Source organism: Streptomyces sp. NPDC033221, from assembly GCF_055577005.1.
Genome location: NZ_JBVIQN010000044.1, coordinates 1 through 22,857, shown reverse-complemented (window position 1 = coordinate 22,857; position 22,857 = coordinate 1). Strand labels below are relative to the sequence as shown.

Genomic DNA, 22,857 nt, shown 5'->3' with positions numbered 1-22,857 from the left:
CGATTCACATGCCGCTGCGGACGGGCCGGCCCACGGTCCGCCGGGGCGGTGGGCCGGTGCGTGCTGCGGCAAGGTGGGCGCGCCGCGGCGTGCGGCGCGGTCCCGTCATCCGAAGGGCGAAGCCTGCGCGGAGACGTGGGACATCGACTGGGCCTGCTCCTCTTCCGAGGCCACGTAGTTCTTCGTGGTCGAGTCGATCGCTTCCTTGATCTCGTTCAGCAGCTGGTTCAGGCGCTTGGCGTCGTCATTCACCTGGGTCTGCAGCTGGTGGTACGAGGTGGCGGCGTTGCCCTTCCACCCGGACGTGATGCCCTCGACGACCCCGTTGAGGCGCGTGATCTCACCCTGGATCGACTGGTTGACGGAGGAGATACGGCCGCTGAATGCGACCATCTCCTCCTCAGTGGTTGTGAACTGCTGACCAGCCATAAGTCAACGTCCCCCATGAGACTCGTACGTCGGGCCGGGGGATCCGCGTGAAGAGCTCCCCCGGTCGGCATCTTCTGTTGACGCCTTCCGCCACTTTAACCACTCCATACGCCTGTTCCCAACAGCGGGTGGGCAGTTGTGACGGGATCACAACAAAGGCAACTGGGTGGTCCCGAATGGCATTTTGATGGAACCGGACAGATGCCTTTCTTTCGGTCAAGCGAGTAGGTACAGCTACCTACTCGGATGTGAAGGAGTGGTGAGGGTTGCGACGTCAGGAGCTCTGCGGCTTCTTGGCGCTGTCGACGTCCAGCTGCGGCCCTTCCGACAGCAGCTGCGACCACGCCTTGTCGACCGTCGGCGGGTGCACGCCTTCGTATCCGAGGTGGATCTGCGACTGGTCGCGTTCCTTCTCCGCGTTACCCGCCTTGTGGGCGCTGTCGTTGCTGCGCGGCACCGCATAGCGCAGTCCGGTGTCGGTCACCAGGAACAGCGACCCTTCCTTGGCGGTGCCCGTCACCTGCTGGTACAGCAGGCCGCTGCCGGGCGTCACGTACGAGGCGGAGCCGGAGGCGATGGTGGCCGGGTAGTCCTTGCCGACCCAGGTGGACATCTTGGGAACGGCGCCGCTGAACCCGAGCGCCTTGCCCGCGCCGTTCGCGTACTCCGTGCCGGTGCCGTGGTAGACGCTGCAGGCCACGTCCGCGCCCTTGCCCGCGTCGCCGATGCCGGAGCTGCGCCGCGTCGCGGCGGCGTTGGCCATGGTGACGGCCTCGGAGGGCCACAGGGCCGTGCCCGGGTACTCCGACCCGAACTGGACGACCTGGTCCTTGTCGTCACGCTTGGGGGTGATGCTGTCGGTGGAGACCTTGATGGCGTCCATCTTGTCGCCGCCCTTGTTCACGGCGGTCGCGTTCGGCCCCTCCAGCAGCAGCTTGGCCTGGAAGTTCGAGACCTTCTCCAGGCCGTCGGCGGTCACCACGTACTTCTGGCTGTCGCCGGCCTCCAGGACGTTGCCGATGACGCTGTACTTGCTCGGCACCCCTTCGACGGCCGCCCGGGTGCCCGCCTTGTCCACGCGGGGCATGATGAGCGGCATCTGGCTCTTGATGAGGGTGTTCATCCATTCGGAGGTCACCTGCTGCGGCTGCGCGTCGCCGAAGATGACCTGGCGCAGCTTGTCGTCCTGCTGCTCCTTCACGGCCGGCGAGGGGGCCTTGCCGGCCAGGGCGTCGAACTTGAAGGCCACGCCGTTCTCGTCGACCAGGTACTTCTCGCCCTCCGGGTCCTGGACGTACAGCGCCTGGTGCAGGTCCAGCTTGCCGTGGTCGAGCACCTTGGCCTTGTCCTTGCCGCCGAGGACGAAGACGGCCTGCTGGGACTTGCTGTTCTCACCGCTGCCCGGGCGGTCGCACACCGCCCAGACCTTGGGGGTGCCGGCCTCCTTCGTGGTGGGCAGCCGGTCGGGGGCGTACGGGATTCCGATGGCCGGGCCGTGCGGGATCTTTCCGTCGAGTTCCTCTTCCTTGACCTTTACGACCTGAAACTTCTTCGGGTCGAGAAGGAGTTTGGCGGAGGCCAGGTTGAGGATCGGGTGCAGAAGTTTCTGATTGCTGCCGTTTTCACCCTTGCTGTTCAGAACGACATACCGGGTGGTGGACTTGTCGCCGACGATGACGTTTTGCGCCGGCGTGTCCCAGCCCTTCGGGGCGACCGGCTTGAGGATGCCGCAGGCGCCGAAGCCCACGGTGACCACCAGGCCGAGCAGGATGCTCGGGAGCACCGCCTTGAGCGGCCGCGGCGCGCTCTCGATCGAGCCGTTGGGCAGCGGCTTCAGAAATGCCGCAGTCGTCCGCTTTCGAGCGAACGAATACGCATTCAGCTCGTCCCGACGTGATGCCATTGTTGCTTTCTCTCCCCGCCTGTCGGATCCACCGTGGACCGCCCCCGGCACTCGGGCCGCAGCGCCCTCTACTATGCCGTGTGTCGATCGACCCGTACGGTACGGGTGCCACCTTCCGGTGCACCAGTCTCGACGACGGTACTGAGGCCGGGAAGACATACCGCTCAGAGGCACAATGCTCGGAGCCACATCATCAGTAGAGGAGCAGGCCGGGGGATGTCCAGCGCCACCAGGGCTCGACGCCGCAATGGGCGGCAGCAACAGCAACAGCCTTCCGTTGCGCCGCAATACGCGGGAAATGCGGGCCAAAACGGTATAGCTCCGGGCAATGGAGGAAATCAGGGTCGTGGAGCGGCGGCCCGGCCGGCCGGACCGGTGGCACCCCGGCTGCGCGCGCAGGCCGGAAGCATCGGCGGCGTCCGCGTCCAACAGCTCGCGATCATCGAAATCGCCGCGGCGCTGGTGCTGGTGGGGTGGGCGATCCACCCCGTCGCCCTGACCGTCGCGGGGGTACTGGCGGCCGTTCTCGTCGTCTTCGCCCTCGGCCGGCGCCGGCGCATCCCGCTGCCGGAGTGGATCACGACGGTGCGCGCGATGAAGCGCCGAGCCAAGCGTTCGGCCGTCGGCAGCGGCGGCGTCGACCCGGCCTTCGCGCCGCTGGTGGAGTGCGACCCGGCGCTGCGGACGTACGAGTACACCGACGCCGAGCAGCGCGCGATCGGCTTCGTCGGGGACGGTACGTTCCTGACCGCCCTGGTCCAGTTGGAGGGCCGTGACGAGCCGCTGCGCCCGGCGAGCGGCGGCCGCGCGCTGCCGATGGACGTGCTGCACACCGCGCTGGATGTGGAGGACATCCACCTCGAATCGGTGCAGTTCGTGCAGTACACCCAGCCGGCCCCGGCCCCGCACCTGCCCGAGCAGGCCGTCGCCGCCCGCTCCTACGCGCCGCTCCAGGCGCAGACCAAGACGCCCGCGCTCCAGCTCACCTGGATCGCGCTGAAGCTGGACCCGGAACTGTGCGCGGAGGCCATCGAGGCGCGCGGCGGCGGCCTCGACGGCGCGAAGCGGTCGCTGCTGCGCGCCGCCGACCAGCTCGTCAGCCGGCTGTCCGCGCACGGCGTACGGGCCAAGGTGCTCGCCGAGCGCGAGGTGGTGGCCGCGGTGGGCACCGCGGTGTGCGTCAGCCCGCGGGCCGCGAACGGCGCGATGGGCCGCGACGGCCGCGCCGCGCGCCGCATCCAGGAGACGGTCCGCGCGATGCGCTGCGACGACCGCTGGCACACCACGTACTGGATCGGCCGCTGGCCCCAGCTGGGCCAGGGCGGTACGCCGCTGGCGGGCGTCGTCCAGCTGCTGAGCAGCACCCCGGCGATGGCCAGCACCTTCTCGCTGACCGCCTCGCACGGCAGCGGCCGGGCGCCCGCCATCTCGGGCTACGTCCGCCTCTCGACCCGCAGCGAGAACGAACTGAGCGCCGCACAGGGCGAGTTGGAGCGCCGTTCGGGCTCCGCGAAGGTCGGGCTCGTACGGCTGGACCGTGAGCAGCTCCCCGGTCTCCTGGCCACGCTCCCCCTCGGAGGTACCCGCTGATGGCGACGCCCACCTACCAGCCCCGCGCCACCCCGAGCAGCGACGGCTGGCGCAATCCCCCCATCGGGGGCGCGCCCGCCGGCGGCGGGCGGCGGCTCTCCCACGAGCCCCGGCCCGACGAGCGGCAGGCGGCGGCCGGCGGCCCGCGCCCGCAGCCGGGTTTCGGTCTGCGCGGTCCGCGGCGCAGCCCGCACGTCCTGACGCCGGAGTCGCTCGGCTCGCTGACACTGCCGGTCGCGGAGGACGGTGTCATCATCGGCATCGATCCGCAGAACCAGCCCGCGGTACTGAGCCTGCTGCGGCCCAGCCCGCTCGAAGTGGTACTGGTGGGCAGCATGTGGCTGGCGCAGGTGCTGTCGCTGCGTACGGTCGCCACCGGCGCGCGGGTCGCGGTCGAGACCGCGCGGCCGCCGGCCTGGGCGCAGATGGCGCAGGCGGCGGGCGGCGGCCAGCAGTGCGTATCGGTGCACGACGTACGGCAGATCGCCCCGCAGGGCCCGTCGGTCTCCAGCCCGGTCCTGGTCGTACGGGACATGGGCGCGCGGCCGCCGCGCAATCAGCTGGCGCCCGGGCCATGGCAGTCCGTGCTGACCGTGCTGCCCTTCCTGGGCCCGCGGTCGCCGCAGCTGCTGGCCCGCGCCGACCTGGTCTGCCTGCAGCGGCTGTCGCCGGAGGAGGCCGAGGTCGTGACGCGCATCATGCGGCTGCCGGCGCAGATCGGCGGGGTGCTGCCGACGCTCAGCGACAACGCGATGCTCTGGTGCACGCGCGACAGCCACCAGTTCGTGATGACGCAGCCCACCGACGCGGAGACGAACCTGCTCGGCGGCGCGCGGCGGATGGACTGACGGAACGCCGCACGGGGCGCGACACGTACGGCGCGGGCTTCGCGGGTACCTCTTGGGAGTGCCCGCGGGCCCGCGCGGACGCGTCGTACACGGGGCCGGGCCGCCGGGGTTTCCGGAGCAGCCGGCCGTGTACGGGCACGGCGGCGGGCGTGTGCACCGGTGTGCTGCCGGTGCATCGTGGGGTTGCCAAGACGAGATGACATCGACTGCCGTTCGGGGTCGACTGTTGATTAGGCTGTATTGGAGAGCCGCAGGAGCACACCGACGGCTGCCGATACGGGGATGGAGACAGTTAGTGTTGGCGCTACCCGGGGTGGTGTGGTCCGACGTCCGCTACATCCGATTGATCCGCCTGTATCCGGTCCTGCCGTTCAGGTGCGTTTCAGTACACCAGGAGGCACAGTGAGGGAGCAGGAGGCTTTCCGTCCGGACGGGAACGATCCTGACGACGACCAGTCCGAGTTCGATCTGACGGGTGAATTCAAGATCGATTTTGCGGCTCCGGCCTGGTACGCCAGCAACGACACCAGCGGCGGCGGTTCGGCCGCGGCCGCCCCGGCCACACCTCCTGCCGCCACGCCCTCCACGCCGCCCGCCGGCGCGCCGCTGACCGGGCCCGCACAGGCAGGTCCCGGCCCGGTCGCTCCGCAGAGCGGCCCGGCCCAAGGTGCCCCGCAGGGCGCGCCGCAGGGCGCGCCGCAGGGCGCGCCGCAGGGCGCGCCGCAGGGCGCTTCGGCGCCGCCCGCCGCCCCTCCCGGGTTTCCGACGCTGCGGCCCGACGACGGTGCCGCCGACGCCGCTCCGACGCCCGCGCCGACCGCACCGCCGGTCGCCCCGGCTCCCGTCGCGCCCGCGCCGCCGCCCGCGCCCGAACCGGTGGCTCCCGTAGCGCCTCCCGCGCCCGTCGCCGAGGCCGCGCCGGAAACGCCCGCCGAGCCCCCGGAGTCCGGCGCCCCTGCAGCGGATTCCGCCTCCGGGAACGTACGGGCCGGCACCGGCGTCGACCCGGTGGCGTCGCTGTGGGCCGACGACCCCGAGCCCGAACCGGCCCCCGCGCTCGCCCCGGTGGAGGCCGCACCGGCCGCCGACGAGCAGCGGGCCGACGAAGCGGACCGGACCAGCGGTCCCGCCGAAGCCGAGGCTCCGGCTCCTCCTCCGGCGCCCGCTCCCGTTCCTCTGGCGCAGCCCGCGCCGGAGTCCGAGGCGCCGGTCTCCGCGCCGCAGCCGCCCGTACAGCAGCAGCCTGTGGAGCAGCAGGCCGCACCGGAAGCGCAGCAGCAGCCGGAGCCCGTGCAGCAGGAAGTCGCTCAGCCGGCTCCCCAGCAGGGCGTGCCCCAGCAGCAGTTGCCGCCTGAGCAGATGCCTCAGCAGCAGGTGCCTCAGCAAGCGGCGCCGCAGCAGCAGGTACCGCAGCAGGGCGTTCCTCAGCAGGGCGCGCCCTGGGGCGCCGCCGCCGGGCAGCAGGCAGGTGCGCCTGCGAATCTGCCGCCGCTGCCTCCGGAGTACCAGCCTGCCGACCCGCGGACGAACCAGGCGCAGCAGCCGTACCAGCAGCAGGCCCAGCAGCCTCAGCAGCAGGCGTACGCACAGCAGCCGCAGCAGCCTTACGAGCAGCAGGCCACATACCCGCAGCAGCAGGCACAGCCGCAGCCTCAGCAGGCGCCTCAACAGCCCCAGCAGCAGGCCGCTTACGGCTACCCCCAGCCCGCCTACGGATACCCCCAGCAGCAGCCTCAGCAGGGCGCCCCGATGCCGCAGCAGGCACCGGCCGACCCCAACGCGGCGGCTGCGCAAGGCGGTTACGGCTACCCGCAGCAGGCCCAGCCTCAGCAGCAGGCGCCCCAGCAGGCCCACCCGCAGGCCGCGTACGGCTATCCCCAGCAGCAGGGCGCTTACGGCTACCCGCAGGCCGCCCAGGGCTACCCGCAGCAGGCCGCGCCCGCACAGCAGCAACAGCAGTACCCCGCGTACGGTCAGCAGCAAGCACAGCCCCAGGCACAGCAGCCGCAAGCACAGCAGCCGCAGCAGCCCCAACAGCCGCAGGCTCAACAACCCCAGCAAGCACAGCCGCAGCCCCCGCAGCAGCCGCAGGCCCCCACCCCTGTCCAGGGTGCCGACCCGAACGCCGCCGCGAACTACGCGCAGTACTCCCAGCCGGGCCAGCAGCAGCAACAGCAGCGGGCCGCCCCCGGCGCGCCCCTGGGCTACAGCGCCGCCGTCGAGCTGACCTCTGACCGTCTGCTCCGCAACCAGCCCAAGAAGAAGAAGCCGGGCGCCAACGCGCAGCCCTCGCGCTTCAAGCTCGGTGCGAAGAAGGAGGAGCAGGAGCGCCAGCGCAAGCTGGAGCTGATCCGTACGCCGGTGATGTCCTGCTACCGGATCGCGGTCATCAGCCTCAAGGGCGGCGTCGGCAAGACCACGACGACGACCTCGCTGGGCGCCACCCTCGCCTCCGAACGGCAGGACAAGATCCTGGCGATCGACGCGAACCCGGACGCCGGCACGCTCGGCCGCCGGGTGCGCCGCGAGACCGGCGCGACCATCCGTGACCTGGTGCAGGCGATCCCGCAGCTGCACAGCTACATGGACATCCGCCGGTTCACCTCGCAGGCGCCGTCCGGTCTGGAGATCCTCGCCAACGACGTGGACCCGGCCGTCTCGACGACCTTCAACGACGATGACTACCGGCGCGCGATCGACGTCCTCGGCAAGCAGTACCCGATCATCCTCACCGACTCGGGCACGGGCCTGCTCTACAGCGCGATGCGCGGGGTGCTGGACCTCGCCGACCAGCTGATCATCATCTCCACGCCGTCGGTGGACGGTGCGTCCAGCGCCAGCACCACGCTGGACTGGCTGTCCGCGCACGGCTACGCCGACCTCGTACAGCGCGGTATCACGGTGATCTCCGGGGTCCGCGAGACCGGTAAGATGATCAAGATCGACGACATCGTGTCGCACTTCGAGACCCGGTGCCGCGGTGTGGTCGTCGTCCCGTTCGACGAGCATCTGGCCGCCGGTGCCGAGGTCGATCTGGACATGATGCGTCCGAAGACCCGCGAGGCGTACTTCCACCTGTCCGCGCTGGTGGCCGAGGACTTCTCCCGTACCCAGCAGGCGCAGGGGGCCTGGAACGACCCGGCCGCCCAGCAGCAGATGCAGCCGGGCGATCCGAACGCCCAGCAGCAGTACGGGCAGCAGCAGTACGGCCAGCAGGCGTACCCGCAGCAGCCGGGCCAGGAGGCGCCCGGCCAGCAGCCCGCCGGGTACCCGCCGCAGCAGGGCGGCTGGACCCAGCAGCCTCAGCAGCCCCAGGGCCAGCAGCCGCCCGCCGGGTGGCAGCAGCCGCCCCCGGACGCGCCGCAGGCGCCCGGCCAGCCCGGCCTCCAGCCGGGATGGACGCAGCAGCCCCCGCCGCAGTAACACCACGGCACACGACAGGGCCCGGCACTCGAAGAAGTGCCGGGCCCTGTCCCGTTGTCGCGCGACCCGCGCGGGTTGTCGTGGAGCCCGCGCGGGCCTGCGATGAGCCGCCGTCAGCCCTCGGCCGACCCGATCAGCTCGCGCGTCTCCTTCACGTCGACCGCCATCCGCTCCAGCAGCCCGTCGAGCGTCTCGAACTTCTCCATGCCGCGCAGATACGCGTAGAAGTCCACCGCGACGTGCAGGCCGTACAGTTCCAGGCCGACGCGGTCGATGGCGTGCGCCTCGACGGTCCGCGCCGTGCCGTCGAACTGCGGGTTGGTGCCGACCGAGATCGCCGCCGGCATCTTCTCGCCGTCCGCGTGCAGCCAGCCCGCGTACACCCCGTCCGCCGGGATGGCGGTGTGCGGCAGCGTCTCCACGTTGGCCGTCGGGAAGCCCAGCTCCCGGCCGCGCTGGGCGCCGCGCACCACGACGCCCTCGACCCGGTGCGGCCGCCCCAGGACCTCCCGCGCGCCCGCGACGTCGCCCTCGGCGACCAGCCTCCGGGTCAGGGTCGAGGAGAACGGCTCGCCGCCGCCCGCCGTGCCGCGCTCGAACAGGTCTACGACCTCGACCGCGTAGTCGTACGTGCCGCCCAGTTCGGCGAGCGTCTCGACGGTGCCCGCCGCCTTGTGCCCGAAGCGGAAGTTCGGCCCTTCGACGACCAGCTGCGCGTGCAGCTTGTCGACCAGTACCTTGACCACGAAGTCGGCCGGGGCCAGCTTCGAGAAGTCCGTGGTGAACGGCAGGATCAGCACGGCGTCCACACCGAGGCCCGCCATCAGTTCCGCGCGCCGCTCGTGCGGCGCCAGCAGCGGCGGGTGGGTGCCGGGCCGTACGACCTCGCTGGGGTGCGGGTCGAAGGTGACCACCACGGCCGGTACGCCCAGCTCCCGGGCGCGTGCCACCGTCTTCCCGATGATCAGCTGGTGCCCGCGGTGCACGCCGTCGTAGGAGCCGATGGTGACGACGCTGCGTCCCCAGCCCTCGGGGATGTCCTCCAAGCCACGCCAGCGCTGCACTGTGCCCGCTCCTCGCCAGAACTCTCGTCCGTCACTGCGCCGGGAAGAACCCGGTCGGATCCGGGCTCCCTCGGCCTTACGCAGGTCTAAGACTGCCATGCCTCGCGCATCGCTTCGCGGGAAGGGTCACCTCGCTTCTGTGGAACGCGGCACCCTCGGGCGCGCGCCGCGCCGTCCCGGCCCGCGCATGTCACCCGCGCGCCGGAGCACGCCACGACCGCCGCGCCCCGGCGTCCGCCGAGAAGATCGCGAAGGAGGTCACCGAGGAGGGCGCGGAGGAGGTCACCGAGCCGGTCCGCACCGCCGCCGCCCGCGGATACGGCGACGGGCGGCGCCAAGGGCATGGCACCGCCCGTCGTCCTGCTGCGGGGTCCTGAGCTGCGGTTCCGGCTACGCCGCGAAGACCGCCAGGCTCTTCGCCCGGCCGCCCTGGTTCTCCAGCAGCGCCAGGAACGTCCCGTCCGGCGCGAACGCCGCGGCGGGCCGCGCCGGGCCGTCGCCCTCCGCGTCGAACCGCGGCATCGGGATGCGCACACCGTTGGTGAGCAGCCGGGCCTGGTCGAGCGTGACGTCCCAGCGCGGGAAGGCCGCGGCCGCCGCCTCGCCGATCGGCATGACCGGCAGGCCCCCGCCCGCCTCGTCGTCCACGGCCGTCTGCAGCTGCTCCAGCGTGCGGGCCCGGTCCAGCTTGTACGGGCCCACCCGGGTACGCCGCAGGGCGGTCAGGTGGCCGCCGACGCCGAGGGCCTCCCCCAGGTCGCGGGCGAGCGCCCGGATGTACGTACCGGAGGAGCACTCCACCGAGACCAGCAGGTCGGTGACGGGCGTGCCGTCCGCCGCCTCGGCCTCCTCGGCCGAGTACACGACGAAGGAGGAGACGGTCACCGGCCGGGCCGGTATCTCCACGTCCTCGCCGTTGCGCACCCGGGAGTACGACCGCTTGCCGTCGATCTTGATGGCGCTGACCTTCGACGGCACCTGCATGATGGCGCCGGTCAGCTCCGCCACGCCCGCGTCGACGGCCGCCCGGTCCAGGCCGTGCGCGGCCTTGGACGCGGTGATCTCGCCCTCGGCGTCGTCGGTGACGGACGTCTGGCCCAGCCGGATCGTGCCGACGTACTCCTTCTCGGTCAGCGCGAGGTGGCCGAGCAGCTTCGTGGCGCGTTCGATGCCCAGGACGAGCACGCCCGTCGCCATCGGGTCGAGCGTGCCGGCGTGCCCGACGCGGCGGGTGCGGGCCATGCCCCGCATCTTGGCCACCACGTCGTGCGAGGTGAAGCCGGCCGGCTTGTCGACGATGACCAGGCCGTCCGGCGCCCCCTGCTTGGCGCGGGTGCGCTCGACACGCTTCGCGCCGGTGTTCTCGCGCTTCATTACTGCGGGGTGTCCTCGTCCTCGTCGCCCGGCTTGCGGTACGGGTCGGCCTCGCCCGCGTACGCCGCGCCCGAGGACGCCTCGCGCACCTTGGCGTCCGAGGCCCGCGCCTTGTCGAGCAGGTCCTCGATGGTCTTGGCGTTCTCCGGCAGCGCGTCCGCGACGAAGGCCAGGGTCGGCGTGAACTTCACGCCCGCCGCCTTGCCGACCTCGGAGCGCAGGATGCCCTTGGCGCTCTCCAGTCCGGCCGCCGCGCCGGCCCGCTCCTCGTCGTCGCCGTAGACCGTGTAGAAGACCGTCGCCTCCCGCAGGTCGCCGGTGACCCGGGTGTCCGTGATGGTCACGTGGCTGCCGAGCCGCGGGTCCTTGATGCCGCGCTGCAGCTTCTGGGCGACCACCTCCCGGATGAGGTCCGCCAGCTTCTTCGCCCGCGCATTGTCGGCCACTGGTCCGTCTCCTTCTGTGTCTTTCACCATGGTGCGTGTGGCGCCGACGACCCGCTCAGTCGTCATGGTCGCCGTGGACCCGCCGCCGTACCGACAGCAGCTCCACTTCGGGCCGTGCGGCGACCATGCGCTCGCAGCGGTCCAGTACGTCTGTGAGATGCCCCGTGTCCCCGGACACCACCGCGAGTCCGATGGTGGCTCTGCGGTGGAGATCCTGCTCGCCGACCTCCGCCACGCTGACCGCGTACGTGCGGTGCAGTTCGGCGACGATCGGGCGGATGACGGAGCGCTTCTCCTTCAGCGACCGTACGTCGCCGAGGAGGAGGTCGAAGGACAGCGTCCCTACGTACATGCGATGCGGGTAAGGCCACCCGTGGGGCACTAGATGCCAGATGTACGAGCCATTCGAACCGTACAGGCAACGGCCGGGGCCGATCGACGGAATTTCCTTCCGCCGACCGGCCCCGGGGGTGAGAGCGTGATCAGCCGCGCGGCTTCTCCCGCATCTCGTACGTCGCGATGACGTCGTCGACCTTGATGTCGTTGAAGTTTCCGAGGTTGATACCGCCCTCGAAGCCTTCCCGGATCTCGGTGACGTCGTCCTTGAAGCGGCGCAGCCCCACGATGTTGAGGTTCTCCGCGATGACCTTGCCATCGCGCAGCAGGCGCGCCTTGGTGTTGCGCTTGACCTCGCCGGAGCGGATGAGCACACCGGCGATGTTGCCGAGCTTGGACGAGCGGAAGATCTCGCGGATCTCCGCGGTACCGAGCTCGACCTCCTCGTACTCCGGCTTGAGCATGCCCTTGAGGGCCGCCTCGATCTCCTCGATCGCCTGGTAGATGACCGAGTAGTACCGGACGTCGACGCCCTCGCGCTCGGCCATCTGCGTCGCGCGGCCTTCGGCGCGGACGTTGAAGCCGATCACGATCGCGTCGGAGCCGGTCGCCAGGTTGATGTCGGACTCGGTGACCGCACCCACACCGCGGTGCAGGATGCGGATCTCGACCTCTTCACCGACGTCGAGCTGGAGCAGCGAGGACTCGAGAGCCTCCACCGAACCGGACGCGTCGCCCTTGATGATGATGTTGAGGTCCTGCACCAGGCCGGCCTTGAGCACCTGGTCGAGGTCCTCCAGGGACACCCGGCGGGTGCGCTTGGCGAAGGCCGCGTTGCGCTCGCGGGCCGCACGCTTCTCGGCGATCTGCCGGGCCGTACGGTCCTCGTCGACCACCAGGAAGTTGTCGCCCGCACCCGGGACGTTCGTCAGACCCAGGACCAGGACGGGGGTCGAGGGACCCGCTTCCTGGACGTTGTTGCCCTTGTCGTCCAGCATCGCCCGGACACGGCCGTACGCGTCGCCGGCGACGATCGTCTCGCCGACCCGCAGGGTGCCGCGCTGGACCAGCACGGTGGCCACGGCGCCGCGGCCGCGGTCGAGGTGGGCCTCGATCGCGATGCCCTGCGCATCCTGCTCCGCGTTGGCGCGCAGGTCGAGCGAGGCGTCCGCGGTGAGGACCACGGCCTCCAGGAGGGCCTCGATGTTCTGGCCCTGACGGGCGGAGATGTCGACGAACATCGTGTCGCCGCCGTACTCCTCGGCCACCAGACCGTATTCGGTGAGCTGACCGCGCACCTTGGTCGGGTCCGCGCCCTCGACGTCGATCTTGTTGACCGCGACCACGATCGGCACGTCGGCCGCCTTGGCGTGGTTCAGCGCCTCGATCGTCTGCGGCATCACACCGTCGTTGGCCGCCACCACGAGGATCGCGATGTCGGTCGACTTGGCACCACGGGCACGCATGGCGGTGAACGCCTCGTGACCCGGGGTGTCGATGAAGGTGATCCGACGCTCTTCGTCGTTGACCTCGGTTGCGACCTGGTAGGCACCGATGTGCTGGGTGATGCCGCCGGCCTCGCCCGCGATGACGTTCGTCTTGCGGATCGCGTCCAGCAGGCGCGTCTTGCCGTGGTCGACGTGACCCATGACGGTCACCACCGGCGGACGCGCGACGAGCATCTCCTCGCCGCCCTCGTCCTCGCCGAACTCGATGTCGAAGGAACCGAGAAGCTCGCGGTCCTCCTCCTCCGGGCTGACGATCTCGACGACGTAGTTCATCTCGCTGCCCAGGAGCTGCAGCGTCTCGTCGGAGACCGACTGGGTCGCGGTGACCATCTCGCCCAGGTTCAGCATGACCTGGACCAGCGACGCCGGGTTGGCGCCGATCTTCTCCGCGAAGTCGGTGAGCGAGGTACCGCGCGACAGGCGGACCGTCGCACCGTTACCGCGCGGCAGCATCACGCCGCCGGCCGACGGGGCCTGCATGGCCTCGTACTCCTGGCGCCTCTGACGCTTGGACTTGCGACCGCGACGCGCGGGACCGCCGGGACGGCCGAAGGCGCCCTGCGTGCCGCCACGGCCACCGGGACCACCCGGACGGCCGCCGAAGCCGGGACGACCGCCGAAGCCGCCGCCACCACCGGGACCGCCGCCACCGGGACGACCGGCGAAACCGCCGCCGCCACCCGGACGACCGCCACCGCCGCCACCGGGACGGCCGGCGAAGCCGCCGCCACCGGGACGACCGCCGCCACCGGGGCGACCGGCACCACCGGGACCGCGACCGCCGCCGCCGCCACCGGGACCCGGACGCGGGCCGGCGGCCGGGCTCTTCGGCATCATGCCGGGGTTGGGACGGTTACCGCCGCCGGGACGCGGGCCACCCTGGCCGGCACCCTGCGGGCGGGGCATGCCGCCCGGGGACGGACGGTTGCCGCCGGGAGCCTGCGGACGGGGACCGCCCTGGCCACCCTGGCCGCCGCCCTGCGGGCGCGGGCCGCCGGGGGCACCCTGACCGCCGGGACGCGGCGCGCCACCGGGACGGGGGGCCTGCGGACGGGCCATGCCGGTGGAGCCACCGGACGTGAAGGGGTTGTTGCCCGGACGCGGGCCGGACGGACGGTTGCCGCCGGGACGCGGGGCGCCGCCCTGGCGGTCACCGCCGGGACGGGGTGCGTTGCCGCGGCCCTGACCACCCTGGCCACCACCCTGGCCGCCCTGCTGCGGGCGGGCCGGACGCGGGCCGGGGGTGGCGGCCGGCTTGGGAGCCGGGGCCGACGGCGGAGCCTGGAACTCGGGCTGCGCGGGCGCGGCCGGAGCGGGCTTGGGCGCCGGGGCCTTGGGGCCCGGCGTGGGACGCGGACCCGGGGCCGGGGCCGACTTCGGGGCCTCGGCGGGAGCCGCCGGGGCCTGGGACTGGGGCGCCTCGGGGGCGGCGGGCGCCGGGGCCGGAGCCGCGGGGCCCGGCTTGGGGGCGCCCGGCTTGGGGGCGGCGGGACGCTCCCCCGCTGCCTGAACGGCGCGGGAGGGGCCCCCACCCTGCGCCGGGGACGGCGCGGGCTTCGCGGGCGCGCTCTTGCGCGGCGCCGCGGGCTTGCCGGCGGAACGGCCGTTGCCGTTGCCTGCCTGGAAAGCGTCGGTCAGCTTTCGAACAACCGGCGCCTCGATCGTCGAGGACGCCGAACGGACGAATTCACCAAGTTCTTGGAGCTTGGCCATGACGGCCTTGCTCTCAACGCCGAACTCCTTGGCGAGTTCGTATACCCGGACCTTAGCCACTTCGCTCCTTCTAGGTCCGGGTGTCCACCGGACCGTCGCTACTTCATGGGCGTACTCATCGCGTACTCATCGAGTGCTCATCGCAATCTCGACCTACTTCCGACTCGCGAGGTACCTGACCGCACGGTTTTCCGTGCGCTGTGCTGTCTTACGGTGTTGCCTGATCAACCGGTGTAGCTTGATCAACATGCGCCCGTTCGACGAACCGGCGCAAGGCCGTCACATCGAACGGTCCCCGGCCCCGGAAGGCCCGGGGGAAGACCCGGCGGCGGACCGCCAGGTCGAGACAGACCGGTGTCGGGTGCACATAAGCACCCCGGCCGGGCAGCGTACCGCGAGGATCGGGGGCACACTCACCCTCGATCGCCACGATCCGCAGCAGATCGTCCTTGGCCGCTCGCTCCCGGCACCCCACACAGGTGCGCTCAGGGCATACGCGGGTATGCGTCCGGCCAGACACTGCTTAAGTCTACCTCCCCGCGCCGACCTCACCCCTACGGGGTAATGCCCGAACGGTCGCTCAAAATTCCGGTGGGCCGCCACCGATTTTTCGGCTGCGGCCGCACCCCTACGTTCCCCGACCGCCACCCGGCCCGGGCCCTGGGGCCCGTGTCCCGCGGCGGTACGGGCTCACTCCTGGTCCGCGCCCTGCTCGGTGTCCGGGCGGATGTCGATCCGCCAGCCGGTGAGCCGGGCGGCGAGCCGGGCGTTCTGCCCTTCCTTGCCGATGGCCAGCGAGAGCTGGTAATCGGGCACGGTCACCCGGGCGGAGCGCGCGGCGAGGTCCACGATCTCGACCTTGCTCACCCGGGCGGGCGACAGCGCGTGCGCCACCAGCTCGGCCGGGTCGTCCGACCAGTCGACGATGTCGATCTTCTCGCCGTGCAGCTCGGCCATGACCGCGCGCACCCGGCCGCCCATCGGACCGATGCAGGCGCCCTTGGCGTTCAGGCCGGAGCGGGTGGACCGTACGGCGATCTTGGTACGGTGACCGGCCTCACGGGCGATGGCGGAAATCTCCACCGAACCGTCGGCGATCTCCGGCACCTCCATGGCGAACAGCTTCTTCACCAGATTGGGGTGGGTGCGCGAGAGCGTCACCGACGGGCCGCGCACACCCTTGACCACCCGGACGACGTACGAGCGCAGCCGGGTGCCGTGCGCGTACTCCTCGCCGGGGACCTGCTCCTGCGCCGGCAGGATGGCTTCCAGCTTGCCGATGTCGACCAGCACGTTCTTCGGGTCCCGGCCCTGCTGGACGACGCCCATGACGACATCGCCCTCACGCCCGGCGTACTCGCCGAAGGTGATCTCCTCCTCGGCGTCCCGCAGCCGCTGCAGGATGACCTGCTTGGCGGTGGTCGCCGCGATCCGGCCGAAGCCGGACGGAGTGTCGTCGAACTCACGGGGCTCGGCGCCCTCTTCGAGGTCGGCCGGGTCCTCCTTGGCCCACACCGTCACATGCCCGGTGTTGCGGTCCAGCTCCACCCGCGCGTGGCGGCGGCTTCCCTCGGTGCGGTGGTACGCGATGAGGAGGGCCGACTCGATGGCCGCGACCAGCAGGTCGAACGAGATCTCCTTCTCCCGCACCAAACCCCGCAGGGCACTCATGTCGATGTCCACGGCTACGCCTCCTCCTGGCTCTCGTCGTCCTGCTCGGCGCGGTCGTCGCGCCCCTTGTCCTGCTTACGGTTGAACTCGATCTCCACGCGCGCCTTGGCGATCTCGGCGAAGGCGGCCCGGCGGGCGGTGGGCTTGCGCCCCTTCACACCCGGCACCTCAAGATCCAGACCTTCGTCGTCCATCGCGGTGATACGCGCCACCAGTTCGCCGCCCTCATGGAGTTGGGCCCTGATGAGGCGGCCGACGGCGCGGCGGTAGTGCCGCGGCTCGGTCAGCGGACGGTCGGCTCCGGGAGAGGTGACCTCCAGCGTGTACGGGGCGCCGCCCATCACGTCGGAGTCGTCGAGCGTCTGCGACGCCTCGCGGCTCAGCTCGGCACAGTCGTCCAGCTGCACGCCGTCGTCGGAGTCGACCACGATCCTCAGCACACGCCGCTTTCCGGCCGGTGTCACCTCGATCTCTTCCAGATCCAGGTCTCGCGCGGCGACGAGCGGTTCAAGCAGTCCGCGCAGCCTCTCGCTCTGGGTGGTGCTCATCCGGGTGACTCCTCGGCCGCGTGTGCTGTTGTGGGAAGGTCGCGTGTCGGGTCAAAGCCTAGCTGTTCCGGCGGGGTACTGACGATTCGGTGGCCGGTCACGGATACGCTCGCCTGCGGTGATCACTACGGACGCCCCCACCGAAGACCCCGGGAAGTCACACGTGCACAACGTCGCGCTCACGCGCAGGAGGACCTTGCTGGCCGGCTCCGTGCTCGGCGGGACGGCGCTGCTGCTCACCGGCTGCTCGGAGGATTCCGGGCCCGGCGGGGGCAGGAAGGACGCGGCCGCGGCGGCGGACGCCCGGCTGCGCGGGCAGGCCGCGCGGGACAGCTCCGCGCTGCTCGCCCGGTACGACGCGACGCTCGCCGCGCACCCCGGGCTCGGCGACCGGCTGCGGCCGCTGCGCGCCGAAGTGGCCCGGCACGCGGCGGCGTTCGGGGCCTCCCCCGCGGCGTCCACGTCCGCGGGCCCGGCCGCCGGGCCCCGTACGGGCGCGTCGGCCGCCGCGTCCGCCAGCCCCGCGTCCTCCGCACCCTCCGCCCCCGCCGTCCCGCCCGACGAGAAGCAGGCGCGTACAGACCTCGCGGCGGCGGAGCGCCGCATCGCGGACGCCCGCGCCGCGGCCCTGGTGGGCGCGCCGCCGGAGCTGGCCAGGCTGCTGGCCTCGGTCGCGGCGGCGGGCGCGGCGCACGCGTACCTGCTCACGGAGGACGGCGCGTGAGGCACACCGGAGCGACGGCCGCCCGCGTCACGGGACGGCGGCCGGTCCAGGGCCTGGTTACGGAAGGGGCACGGGGATGCTGACATCCAGGACGGCGCGTACGGACGCGGCGGAGGACGGCGCGCACGGCGCCGAGCTGCGGGCGCTCCAGGCAGCGCTGGCGGCCGAGCACGCGGCCGTCTACGGGTACGGCGTGGTCGGCGGCCGGATCGGCGACGACCGGCGCAAGGAAGCACGGGAGGGCTACGACGCGCACCGCGCGCGCCGGGACGAGCTGCGGCGCGGCGTACGGGACCTGGGCGGCACCCCGCAGGCCGCTGGCGCCGCGTACGAACTGCCGTTCCCGGTGCCGGACGCGGCCGCCGCGGTCCGGCTGGCCGCGGAGCTGGAGGACCGGGTGGCGGCCGTGTACGCCGATCTCGTACGGGACGGCGCCGCCGCCCGGCGCCGGGACGCGGCCGGGGCGCTGCGCGAGGCCGCGGTGCGTGCGGTGCGCTGGCGCGGCAGCGGCGTAGCCTTCCCTGGGCTCGCGGAACGGGCCGGCGGTGCCGGCACTCCGTCCGGTACCCCGTCCGGCGCGGCACCCGGCGCCGCCGCGGACCGGCACTGAAGGCCGGCCGCACCGGGGCTCACGAACGTCCACCGAAAGGGACAGCACAGGCATGGCTACGGCACCCATCGAACCGCCGCGACGGCTGGTGAGCGCGCTCGGCGGCGATCCGGACGGCCCGGCCGGTGGCTGGCTGGAAGCACTACCAGGGCTGGTCCAACAGCGCCTGGACGCCTGGGAGTTGACCCCGGAACGGGTGCACGAGCCGGGCGGCCGCAGCAGTCTGCTCGTCTACGTGCGGCAGGCCGACGGCACGTCGGCGGCGCTGAAGTTCCCGGCACCCGGCCGCGCGCCGGCGCACGAGAGCGCGGCGCTGGCGCAGTGGGACGGCTGGGGCGCGGCACGGCTGCTGCGCGCCGACGCGGACAGCGGTGCGCTGCTCCTGGAGCGTTTGCAGGGCGCGGTGTCCCTGCGCTCACTGCCGGAGGCGAAGGCGCTGCTGGAGGCGGCCGGCACGGTACGGCGGCTGTGGGTGCCACCGGCCGACGGGCATCCCTTCGCGTCGCTGGCGGGCCGTACGGAAGAGGCCGTGGCGGAGCTGCGCGCCCTCGGGGCGGCGACCCCGGCCGGGGGGCCGCTGCTGGACGAGTGCCTGGAGCTGCGCCGGGCGCTGCCCGCCGACGCCCCCGAGGACGTCCTGCTGCACGGCGCGTTCCGGCAGGGCAAGGTGCTGGCCGGGGAGCGGGCGCCGTGGCTGGCGGTCGGCCCGTCGCCGGTGGTCGGCGAGCGGGCGTACGACCTGGCCTGGCTGGTGCTGGACCGCTTCGAGGATCTGGCGGCCGGCTCGGGGGCCGCGTCGGCGGCCCGGCGCCGGGTGGCCAAGCTGGCGGACTCCCTGGAGGTGGACCGCGACCGGCTGCGCAGCTGGACGCTGTACCGGGCGGTGGACTCGGGGATCCGTGAGATGACGACGACGGGCGGCGACGCGCAGCGCGGCGAACTGCTGCTGGAGTTCGCCACGTGGCTGTAGGGGCGGCACTGCCGTAAAGACGGGCCAGGGGCCGTGCGGAACCGGCTTCCCGGTCCCGCACGGCCCCTGAGCCGCTCTGCGTCAGGCGCTCAGCCGGGCCACGGCCTCCTCGACCGTCAGCTCCTCGCGCTCGCCCGTACGGCGGTCCTTCAGCTCGACGACGCCCTCGCCCGCGCGGCGGCCCGCGACCAGGATCTTCGGGATGCCCAGCAGCTCCGCGTCGGTGAACTTCACGCCCGGCGAGACGCCCGCCCGGTCGTCCACCAGGACGCGCAGGCCCGCGGCGCCCAGCTTGTCGCCGACCTCCAGCGCCAGCTCGGTCTGCTTGGCCTTGCCCGCGGCGACCACGTGCACGTCGGCCGGGGCGACCTCGGCCGGCCAGCACAGGCCGGACTCGTCGAAGGTCTGCTCGGCGAGGGCCGCCACCGCGCGGGAGACGCCGACGCCGTACGAGCCCATCGTGACGCGGACGGGCTTGCCCTGCTGGCCGAGCACGTCCAGCTCGAAGGCGTCCGCGTACTTGCGGCCCAGCTGGAAGATGTGGCCGATTTCGATCGCCCGGTCGATGCGCAGGCCCGCGCCGCACTTGGGGCAGGGGTCGCCCGGCTCGACCACGACGACGTCCAGGTACTCGTCGACCTCGAAGTCGCGGCCCGCGACGACGTTGCGCGCGTGCTTGCCGTCCTTGTTGGCGCCGGTGATCCAGGCGGTGCCGGGGGCGACCCGCGGGTCGGCGAGGTACTTGAAGGACTTCCCGGCCAGGCCCTGGGGACCGACGTAGCCGCGTACCAGGTCCTCGCGGCCGGTGAAGTCCTCGGCGGTGACCAGCTCGACCGCGGCCGGGGCCAGGTGCTCGCCCAGCTTGCCGAGGTCCACCTCGCGGTCGCCGGGCACGCCCACCGCGACGATCTCGCCGTCGACCTTGACCAGCAGGTTCTTCAGCGTGGCGGAGGCCGGCACGCCGAGGTGCTCGGCCAGCGTCTCGATGGTCGGGGTGTCGGGGGTGTCCAGCTCCTCGACGGGGCCGTGCCCGGTGCCGTCCACCGCCGGGACGGTGACCGTGACGGCCTCGGTGTTGGCCGCGTAGTCGCAGGCCGGGCAGTCCACGAAGGTGTCCTCGCCGGCCGCCGCGGGGGCCAGGAACTCCTCGGAGGCGGAGCCGCCCATGGCGCCGGAGACGGCGGAGACGATGCGGTAGTCCAGGCCCAGGCGCTGGAAGATCTTCTGGTACGCCTCGCGGTGCAGGCGGTACGACTCGGCCAGGCCCTCGTCGGTGGTGTCGAAGCTGTACGAGTCCTTCATCTGGAACTCGCGGCCGCGCAGCACGCCGGAGCGCGGGCGGGCCTCGTCGCGGTACTTGGTCTGGATCTGGTACAGCATCACCGGCAGGTCCTTGTAGGACGTGCACTGGTCCTTGACCATGAGGGTGAAGATCTCCTCATGGGTCGGGCCGAGGAGGTAGTCCGCGCCCTTGCGGTCCTTGAGCCGGAACAGCTGGTCCCCGTACTCCTCCCAGCGGCCGGTGGCCTCGTACGGCTCCTTGGGCAGCAGGGCCGGCAGCAGCACCTCCTGCGCGCCGATCGCGTCCATCTCCTCGCGGATGATGCGCGACACGTTCTCCAGCACCTTCTTGCCCAGCGGCAGCCAGGTCCAGATGCCGGCGGAGGTGCGGCGGACGTAGCCGGCGCGCACGAGCAGCTTGTGGCTGGCGGTCTCGGCGTCGGCCGGGTCGTCGCGCAGCGTCTTGATCATCAACCGGGACATGCGCTGGACCTGGGCCATGGTGATTCTCCTGCGTAAGAAAGGTGACTTCCGCGAGGTTATCCGGAGGGGCACGCCCCATGGAAATGGGATGTGCCCCTCGCCCGGTCGCGTCCGGTCAGCGTTTGAGGGGCAAGGGGGCGCCCATCACGGCGTACGGCAGCGGGGCGCTCGGGAACAGAACGCGGCGGGCCAGGTCCGCGTAGCCCAGGGAGCGGTACAGGCCGCGGGCCGGGCTGTCGGTGTCGATGGCGGACAGGATGCTGCGGGGTTCGGCCGCTTCGTCCGTGATGCGGGTGATCAGTTCGCGGCCGATGCGCCGGTTCTGGAAGGCGGGCAGCACATGCAGCTCGGTGATCACGAAGGAGTCGTCGAGCCAGTGGTCCCGGTCCTGGGAACGCAGGTACGGCTCGACGACCGTGGACCACCAGTGCGTACGGCTGTTGGGCATCCCGTAGACGAACCCGACCAGCCGCCCGGTGGGCGTGGTGGCGCCGAGGGCGCGGGCCCCGGGGCTGGACAGGTGCCGCAGGACGATGTGGCGGCGGACGCCGATCTCATCGTCGGTCAGTCCGAACGCCAGTGCCTGCACGGCCAGCGCGTCGTCCACGCGGACAGCGAGATCCAGGGGGCCGACCGCGACGTCATCCATGGTCGGGAGCGTACAAGGCACCGGGCCGTAAGACGATCGGCCTGCGGCCTGTGTACGGGCGGCGGGCCGCCGGTGGCTCAGAACAGCACGCTCATGAAGGCGCCGGTCTCCTGGAACCCCACCCTGCGGTACGCGGCCCGCGCCGCCGTGTTGAAGTCGTTCACATACAGCGAGGCGACCGGCGCGACCTCGGTGAGGGCGTACCGCAGCACGGCGGCCATGCCGGTCTCGGAGAGGCCCTTGCCGCGGAATTCGGGGGCGACCCAGACGCCCTGGATCTGGCAGGCCCGCTGGGTGGCGGCGCCGATCTCGGCCTTGAAGACCACCTTGCCGTCGTCGACGCGGGCGAAGGACCGCCCGGCGCCGACCAGCTCGGCGACGCGCGCCTGGTAGAGCAGCCCGCCGTCGCCGGCCAGCGGTGAGATGCCGACCTCCTCGGTGAACATCGCCACGCACGCGGGCATGATCAGGTCCATCTCGTGCTTGCCGATGCGCCGTACGTACGGGTCGGGCTCGACCTCGGTGGCGTACGAGGACGTGACCATCAGCGGCTGGTTGGCGCGGACCTCGCGGGCCGGGCCCCAGGCCGGCTCCAGCAGGGACCACAGCTCGGCGGTGGGCCCGGCCGGGCCGACGATGGAGGAGCAGCGGCGCCCCTGGCGGCGGGCCCGCTCGGCGAAGCCGCGTACCGCTTCGGGGGTGGCGCAGACGGGGACGAGGTTGGCGCCCGCGTAGCAGAGCGACTCCAGGCGGCCGCCCGCGTACCAGCCCCACATCTCGCCGCCGAGCCGCCAGGGATCCAGCCCGGCGACCTGGACGCGGGCGGCGACGAAGGCGTTGGCGACGGGGTCGCGGTCCAGTACGGCCAGTGCGTCGTCGAGCTCCCCGGGCTCCAGAACCTTGGTGGTCGTGGTCGTCAGCACGTGTCGGAAAGCCTCACCTTTACGAGCCTGGGAGGCCAGGCAACAGCAGTTCCTGGCACTTTACCTCCCCGGCGGCCGGGCAGCGGATCCGCTGCGGGTACCGCTCCTGGCGCGGTTTACGCACGAGCCCCGCCACCGGTGTGGTCCGGAGGCGGGGCTCGTGGGGCGCGCGGGGCGCCGGGGCTCTACGGGGGTGTCAGCCGGCGACGGCGATCGTGGGCTCGCCGGACGCCACGCCGTCCTTCTCCATCTGCTCGGCGATCTTCATCGCCTCTTCGATGAGGGTCTCGACGATCTTCGACTCGGGCACCGTCTTGATGACCTCGCCCTTCACGAAGATCTGGCCCTTGCCGTTGCCGGACGC

General features: G+C 72.2%; 19 protein-coding genes and 1 pseudogene. 6 read left to right on the top strand and 14 right to left on the bottom strand.

From position 1 onward, the window contains the following. Positions 1 to 105 precede the first annotated feature (105 nt). Both ACZ53K_RS37465 and ACZ53K_RS37460 read right to left on the bottom strand, forming a co-directional pair. Complete coding sequence (locus ACZ53K_RS37465; protein WP_468846037.1) at positions 106 to 429, bottom strand: WXG100 family type VII secretion target; 324 nt, start codon at positions 427 to 429, stop codon at positions 106 to 108. Positions 430 to 703: 274 nt separating this feature from the next. After that, positions 704 to 2,332 carry a type VII secretion protein EccB gene (locus ACZ53K_RS37460; protein WP_468846034.1) on the bottom strand — a complete coding sequence of 543 codons (1,629 nt, stop codon included), beginning with the start codon at positions 2,330 to 2,332 and terminating at the stop codon, positions 704 to 706. Between the two features lie 375 nt (positions 2,333 to 2,707). Here ACZ53K_RS37460 and eccE point away from each other — a divergent pair, with 375 nt between their 5' ends. From eccE to ACZ53K_RS37445, 3 genes are all read left to right on the top strand, one after another. Beyond that, complete coding sequence (gene eccE, locus ACZ53K_RS37455) at positions 2,708 to 3,922, top strand: type VII secretion protein EccE (protein ID WP_468846031.1); 1,215 nt, start codon at positions 2,708 to 2,710, stop codon at positions 3,920 to 3,922. Then, complete coding sequence (locus ACZ53K_RS37450) at positions 3,922 to 4,770, top strand: hypothetical protein (RefSeq protein WP_468846029.1); 849 nt, start codon at positions 3,922 to 3,924, stop codon at positions 4,768 to 4,770. The genes eccE and ACZ53K_RS37450 overlap by 1 nt, the downstream gene beginning before the upstream one ends. A gap of 402 nt (positions 4,771 to 5,172) precedes the next feature. Beyond that, on the top strand, positions 5,173 to 8,193 hold the full coding sequence (locus tag ACZ53K_RS37445) for an SCO5717 family growth-regulating ATPase (RefSeq protein WP_468846027.1): 3,021 nt from the start codon (positions 5,173 to 5,175) through the stop codon (positions 8,191 to 8,193). Positions 8,194 to 8,306: 113 nt separating this feature from the next. Here the strand turns inward: ACZ53K_RS37445 and ACZ53K_RS37440 are convergent, their stop codons facing one another. The 8 genes from ACZ53K_RS37440 to rimP all read right to left on the bottom strand — a co-directional run bounded on the left by ACZ53K_RS37440 (position 8,307) and on the right by rimP (position 16,853). After that, the gene (locus ACZ53K_RS37440; RefSeq protein WP_468846025.1) at positions 8,307 to 9,257 is read right to left on the bottom strand and encodes a bifunctional riboflavin kinase/FAD synthetase; all 951 of its coding nucleotides are present in this window, start codon (positions 9,255 to 9,257) and stop codon (positions 8,307 to 8,309) included. Between the two features lie 390 nt (positions 9,258 to 9,647). Continuing rightward, entirely contained in the window at positions 9,648 to 10,631 is a 984-nt protein-coding gene (truB, locus tag ACZ53K_RS37435; protein ID WP_468846023.1) for a tRNA pseudouridine(55) synthase TruB, read from the bottom strand. Further along, a complete protein-coding gene (gene rbfA / locus ACZ53K_RS37430) occupies positions 10,631 to 11,077 on the bottom strand; it encodes a 30S ribosome-binding factor RbfA (RefSeq protein ID WP_468846021.1) in 447 nt (148 codons plus the stop codon). The genes truB and rbfA overlap by 1 nt, the downstream gene beginning before the upstream one ends. 55 nt (positions 11,078 to 11,132) lie before the next feature. Beyond that, on the bottom strand, positions 11,133 to 11,429 hold the full coding sequence (locus tag ACZ53K_RS37425; protein ID WP_468846018.1) for a DUF503 domain-containing protein: 297 nt from the start codon (positions 11,427 to 11,429) through the stop codon (positions 11,133 to 11,135). A gap of 130 nt (positions 11,430 to 11,559) precedes the next feature. Then, entirely contained in the window at positions 11,560 to 14,694 is a 3,135-nt protein-coding gene (gene infB, locus ACZ53K_RS37420; protein WP_468846015.1) for a translation initiation factor IF-2, read from the bottom strand. Positions 14,695 to 14,842: 148 nt separating this feature from the next. Continuing rightward, entirely contained in the window at positions 14,843 to 15,154 is a 312-nt protein-coding gene (locus tag ACZ53K_RS37415; RefSeq protein WP_468846012.1) for a YlxR family protein, read from the bottom strand. 170 nt (positions 15,155 to 15,324) lie between these two features. After that, positions 15,325 to 16,317 carry a transcription termination factor NusA gene (gene nusA / locus ACZ53K_RS37410; RefSeq protein ID WP_468846010.1) on the bottom strand — a complete coding sequence of 331 codons (993 nt, stop codon included), beginning with the start codon at positions 16,315 to 16,317 and terminating at the stop codon, positions 15,325 to 15,327. Positions 16,318 to 16,319: 2 nt separating this feature from the next. After that, on the bottom strand, positions 16,320 to 16,853 hold the full coding sequence (rimP, locus tag ACZ53K_RS37405; protein WP_468846008.1) for a ribosome maturation factor RimP: 534 nt from the start codon (positions 16,851 to 16,853) through the stop codon (positions 16,320 to 16,322). Positions 16,854 to 17,016: 163 nt separating this feature from the next. Between rimP and ACZ53K_RS37400 the strand changes: the two genes are divergently transcribed. From ACZ53K_RS37400 to ACZ53K_RS37390, 3 genes are all read left to right on the top strand, one after another. Continuing rightward, positions 17,017 to 17,577: a hypothetical protein gene (locus tag ACZ53K_RS37400; protein ID WP_468846113.1), complete on the top strand. Its 561-nt coding sequence runs from the start codon at positions 17,017 to 17,019 to the stop codon at positions 17,575 to 17,577. A gap of 76 nt (positions 17,578 to 17,653) precedes the next feature. Then, positions 17,654 to 18,187 (top strand): ferritin-like domain-containing protein, encoded by a 534-nt coding sequence (locus tag ACZ53K_RS37395; RefSeq protein WP_468846005.1) that lies wholly within the window; start codon positions 17,654 to 17,656, stop codon positions 18,185 to 18,187. Positions 18,188 to 18,239: 52 nt separating this feature from the next. After that, positions 18,240 to 19,157, top strand: coding sequence for an aminoglycoside phosphotransferase family protein (locus ACZ53K_RS37390; protein ID WP_468846003.1), 918 nt, complete (start codon positions 18,240 to 18,242; stop codon positions 19,155 to 19,157). 81 nt (positions 19,158 to 19,238) lie between these two features. On the opposite strand, the gene ACZ53K_RS37385 is transcribed toward ACZ53K_RS37390, so the two are convergent. The 4 genes and pseudogenes from ACZ53K_RS37385 to ACZ53K_RS37370 all read right to left on the bottom strand — a co-directional run. Then, on the bottom strand, positions 19,239 to 20,939 hold the full coding sequence (locus tag ACZ53K_RS37385; protein ID WP_468846001.1) for a proline--tRNA ligase: 1,701 nt from the start codon (positions 20,937 to 20,939) through the stop codon (positions 19,239 to 19,241). 97 nt (positions 20,940 to 21,036) lie between these two features. Then, a complete protein-coding gene (locus tag ACZ53K_RS37380; RefSeq protein WP_468845999.1) occupies positions 21,037 to 21,570 on the bottom strand; it encodes a GNAT family N-acetyltransferase in 534 nt (177 codons plus the stop codon). Positions 21,571 to 21,647: 77 nt separating this feature from the next. After that, complete coding sequence (locus ACZ53K_RS37375; RefSeq protein WP_468845996.1) at positions 21,648 to 22,493, bottom strand: GNAT family N-acetyltransferase; 846 nt, start codon at positions 22,491 to 22,493, stop codon at positions 21,648 to 21,650. 196 nt (positions 22,494 to 22,689) lie between these two features. Further along, positions 22,690 to 22,857 (bottom strand): annotated as a pseudogene (locus tag ACZ53K_RS37370) (flavodoxin-dependent (E)-4-hydroxy-3-methylbut-2-enyl-diphosphate synthase); the annotation flags it as partial.

What these genes read in the sequence shown, in the direction of transcription:
- ACZ53K_RS37465 (WP_468846037.1), bottom strand. Translation starts at nt 429, where the DNA reads ATGGCTGGTCAGCAGTTCACAACCACTGAGGAGGAGATGGTCGCATTC.
- ACZ53K_RS37460 (WP_468846034.1), bottom strand. Translation starts at nt 2,332, where the DNA reads ATGGCATCACGTCGGGACGAGCTGAATGCGTATTCGTTCGCTCGAAAG.
- ACZ53K_RS37450 (WP_468846029.1), top strand. Translation starts at nt 3,922, where the DNA reads ATGGCGACGCCCACCTACCAGCCCCGCGCCACCCCGAGCAGCGACGGC.
- truB (WP_468846023.1), bottom strand. Translation starts at nt 10,631, where the DNA reads ATGAAGCGCGAGAACACCGGCGCGAAGCGTGTCGAGCGCACCCGCGCC.
- ACZ53K_RS37425 (WP_468846018.1), bottom strand. Translation starts at nt 11,429, where the DNA reads ATGTACGTAGGGACGCTGTCCTTCGACCTCCTCCTCGGCGACGTACGG.
- rimP (WP_468846008.1), bottom strand. Translation starts at nt 16,853, where the DNA reads ATGAGCACCACCCAGAGCGAGAGGCTGCGCGGACTGCTTGAACCGCTC.
- ACZ53K_RS37395 (WP_468846005.1), top strand. Translation starts at nt 17,654, where the DNA reads ATGCTGACATCCAGGACGGCGCGTACGGACGCGGCGGAGGACGGCGCG.
- ACZ53K_RS37390 (WP_468846003.1), top strand. Translation starts at nt 18,240, where the DNA reads ATGGCTACGGCACCCATCGAACCGCCGCGACGGCTGGTGAGCGCGCTC.
- ACZ53K_RS37385 (WP_468846001.1), bottom strand. Translation starts at nt 20,939, where the DNA reads ATGGCCCAGGTCCAGCGCATGTCCCGGTTGATGATCAAGACGCTGCGC.
- ACZ53K_RS37380 (WP_468845999.1), bottom strand. Translation starts at nt 21,570, where the DNA reads ATGGATGACGTCGCGGTCGGCCCCCTGGATCTCGCTGTCCGCGTGGAC.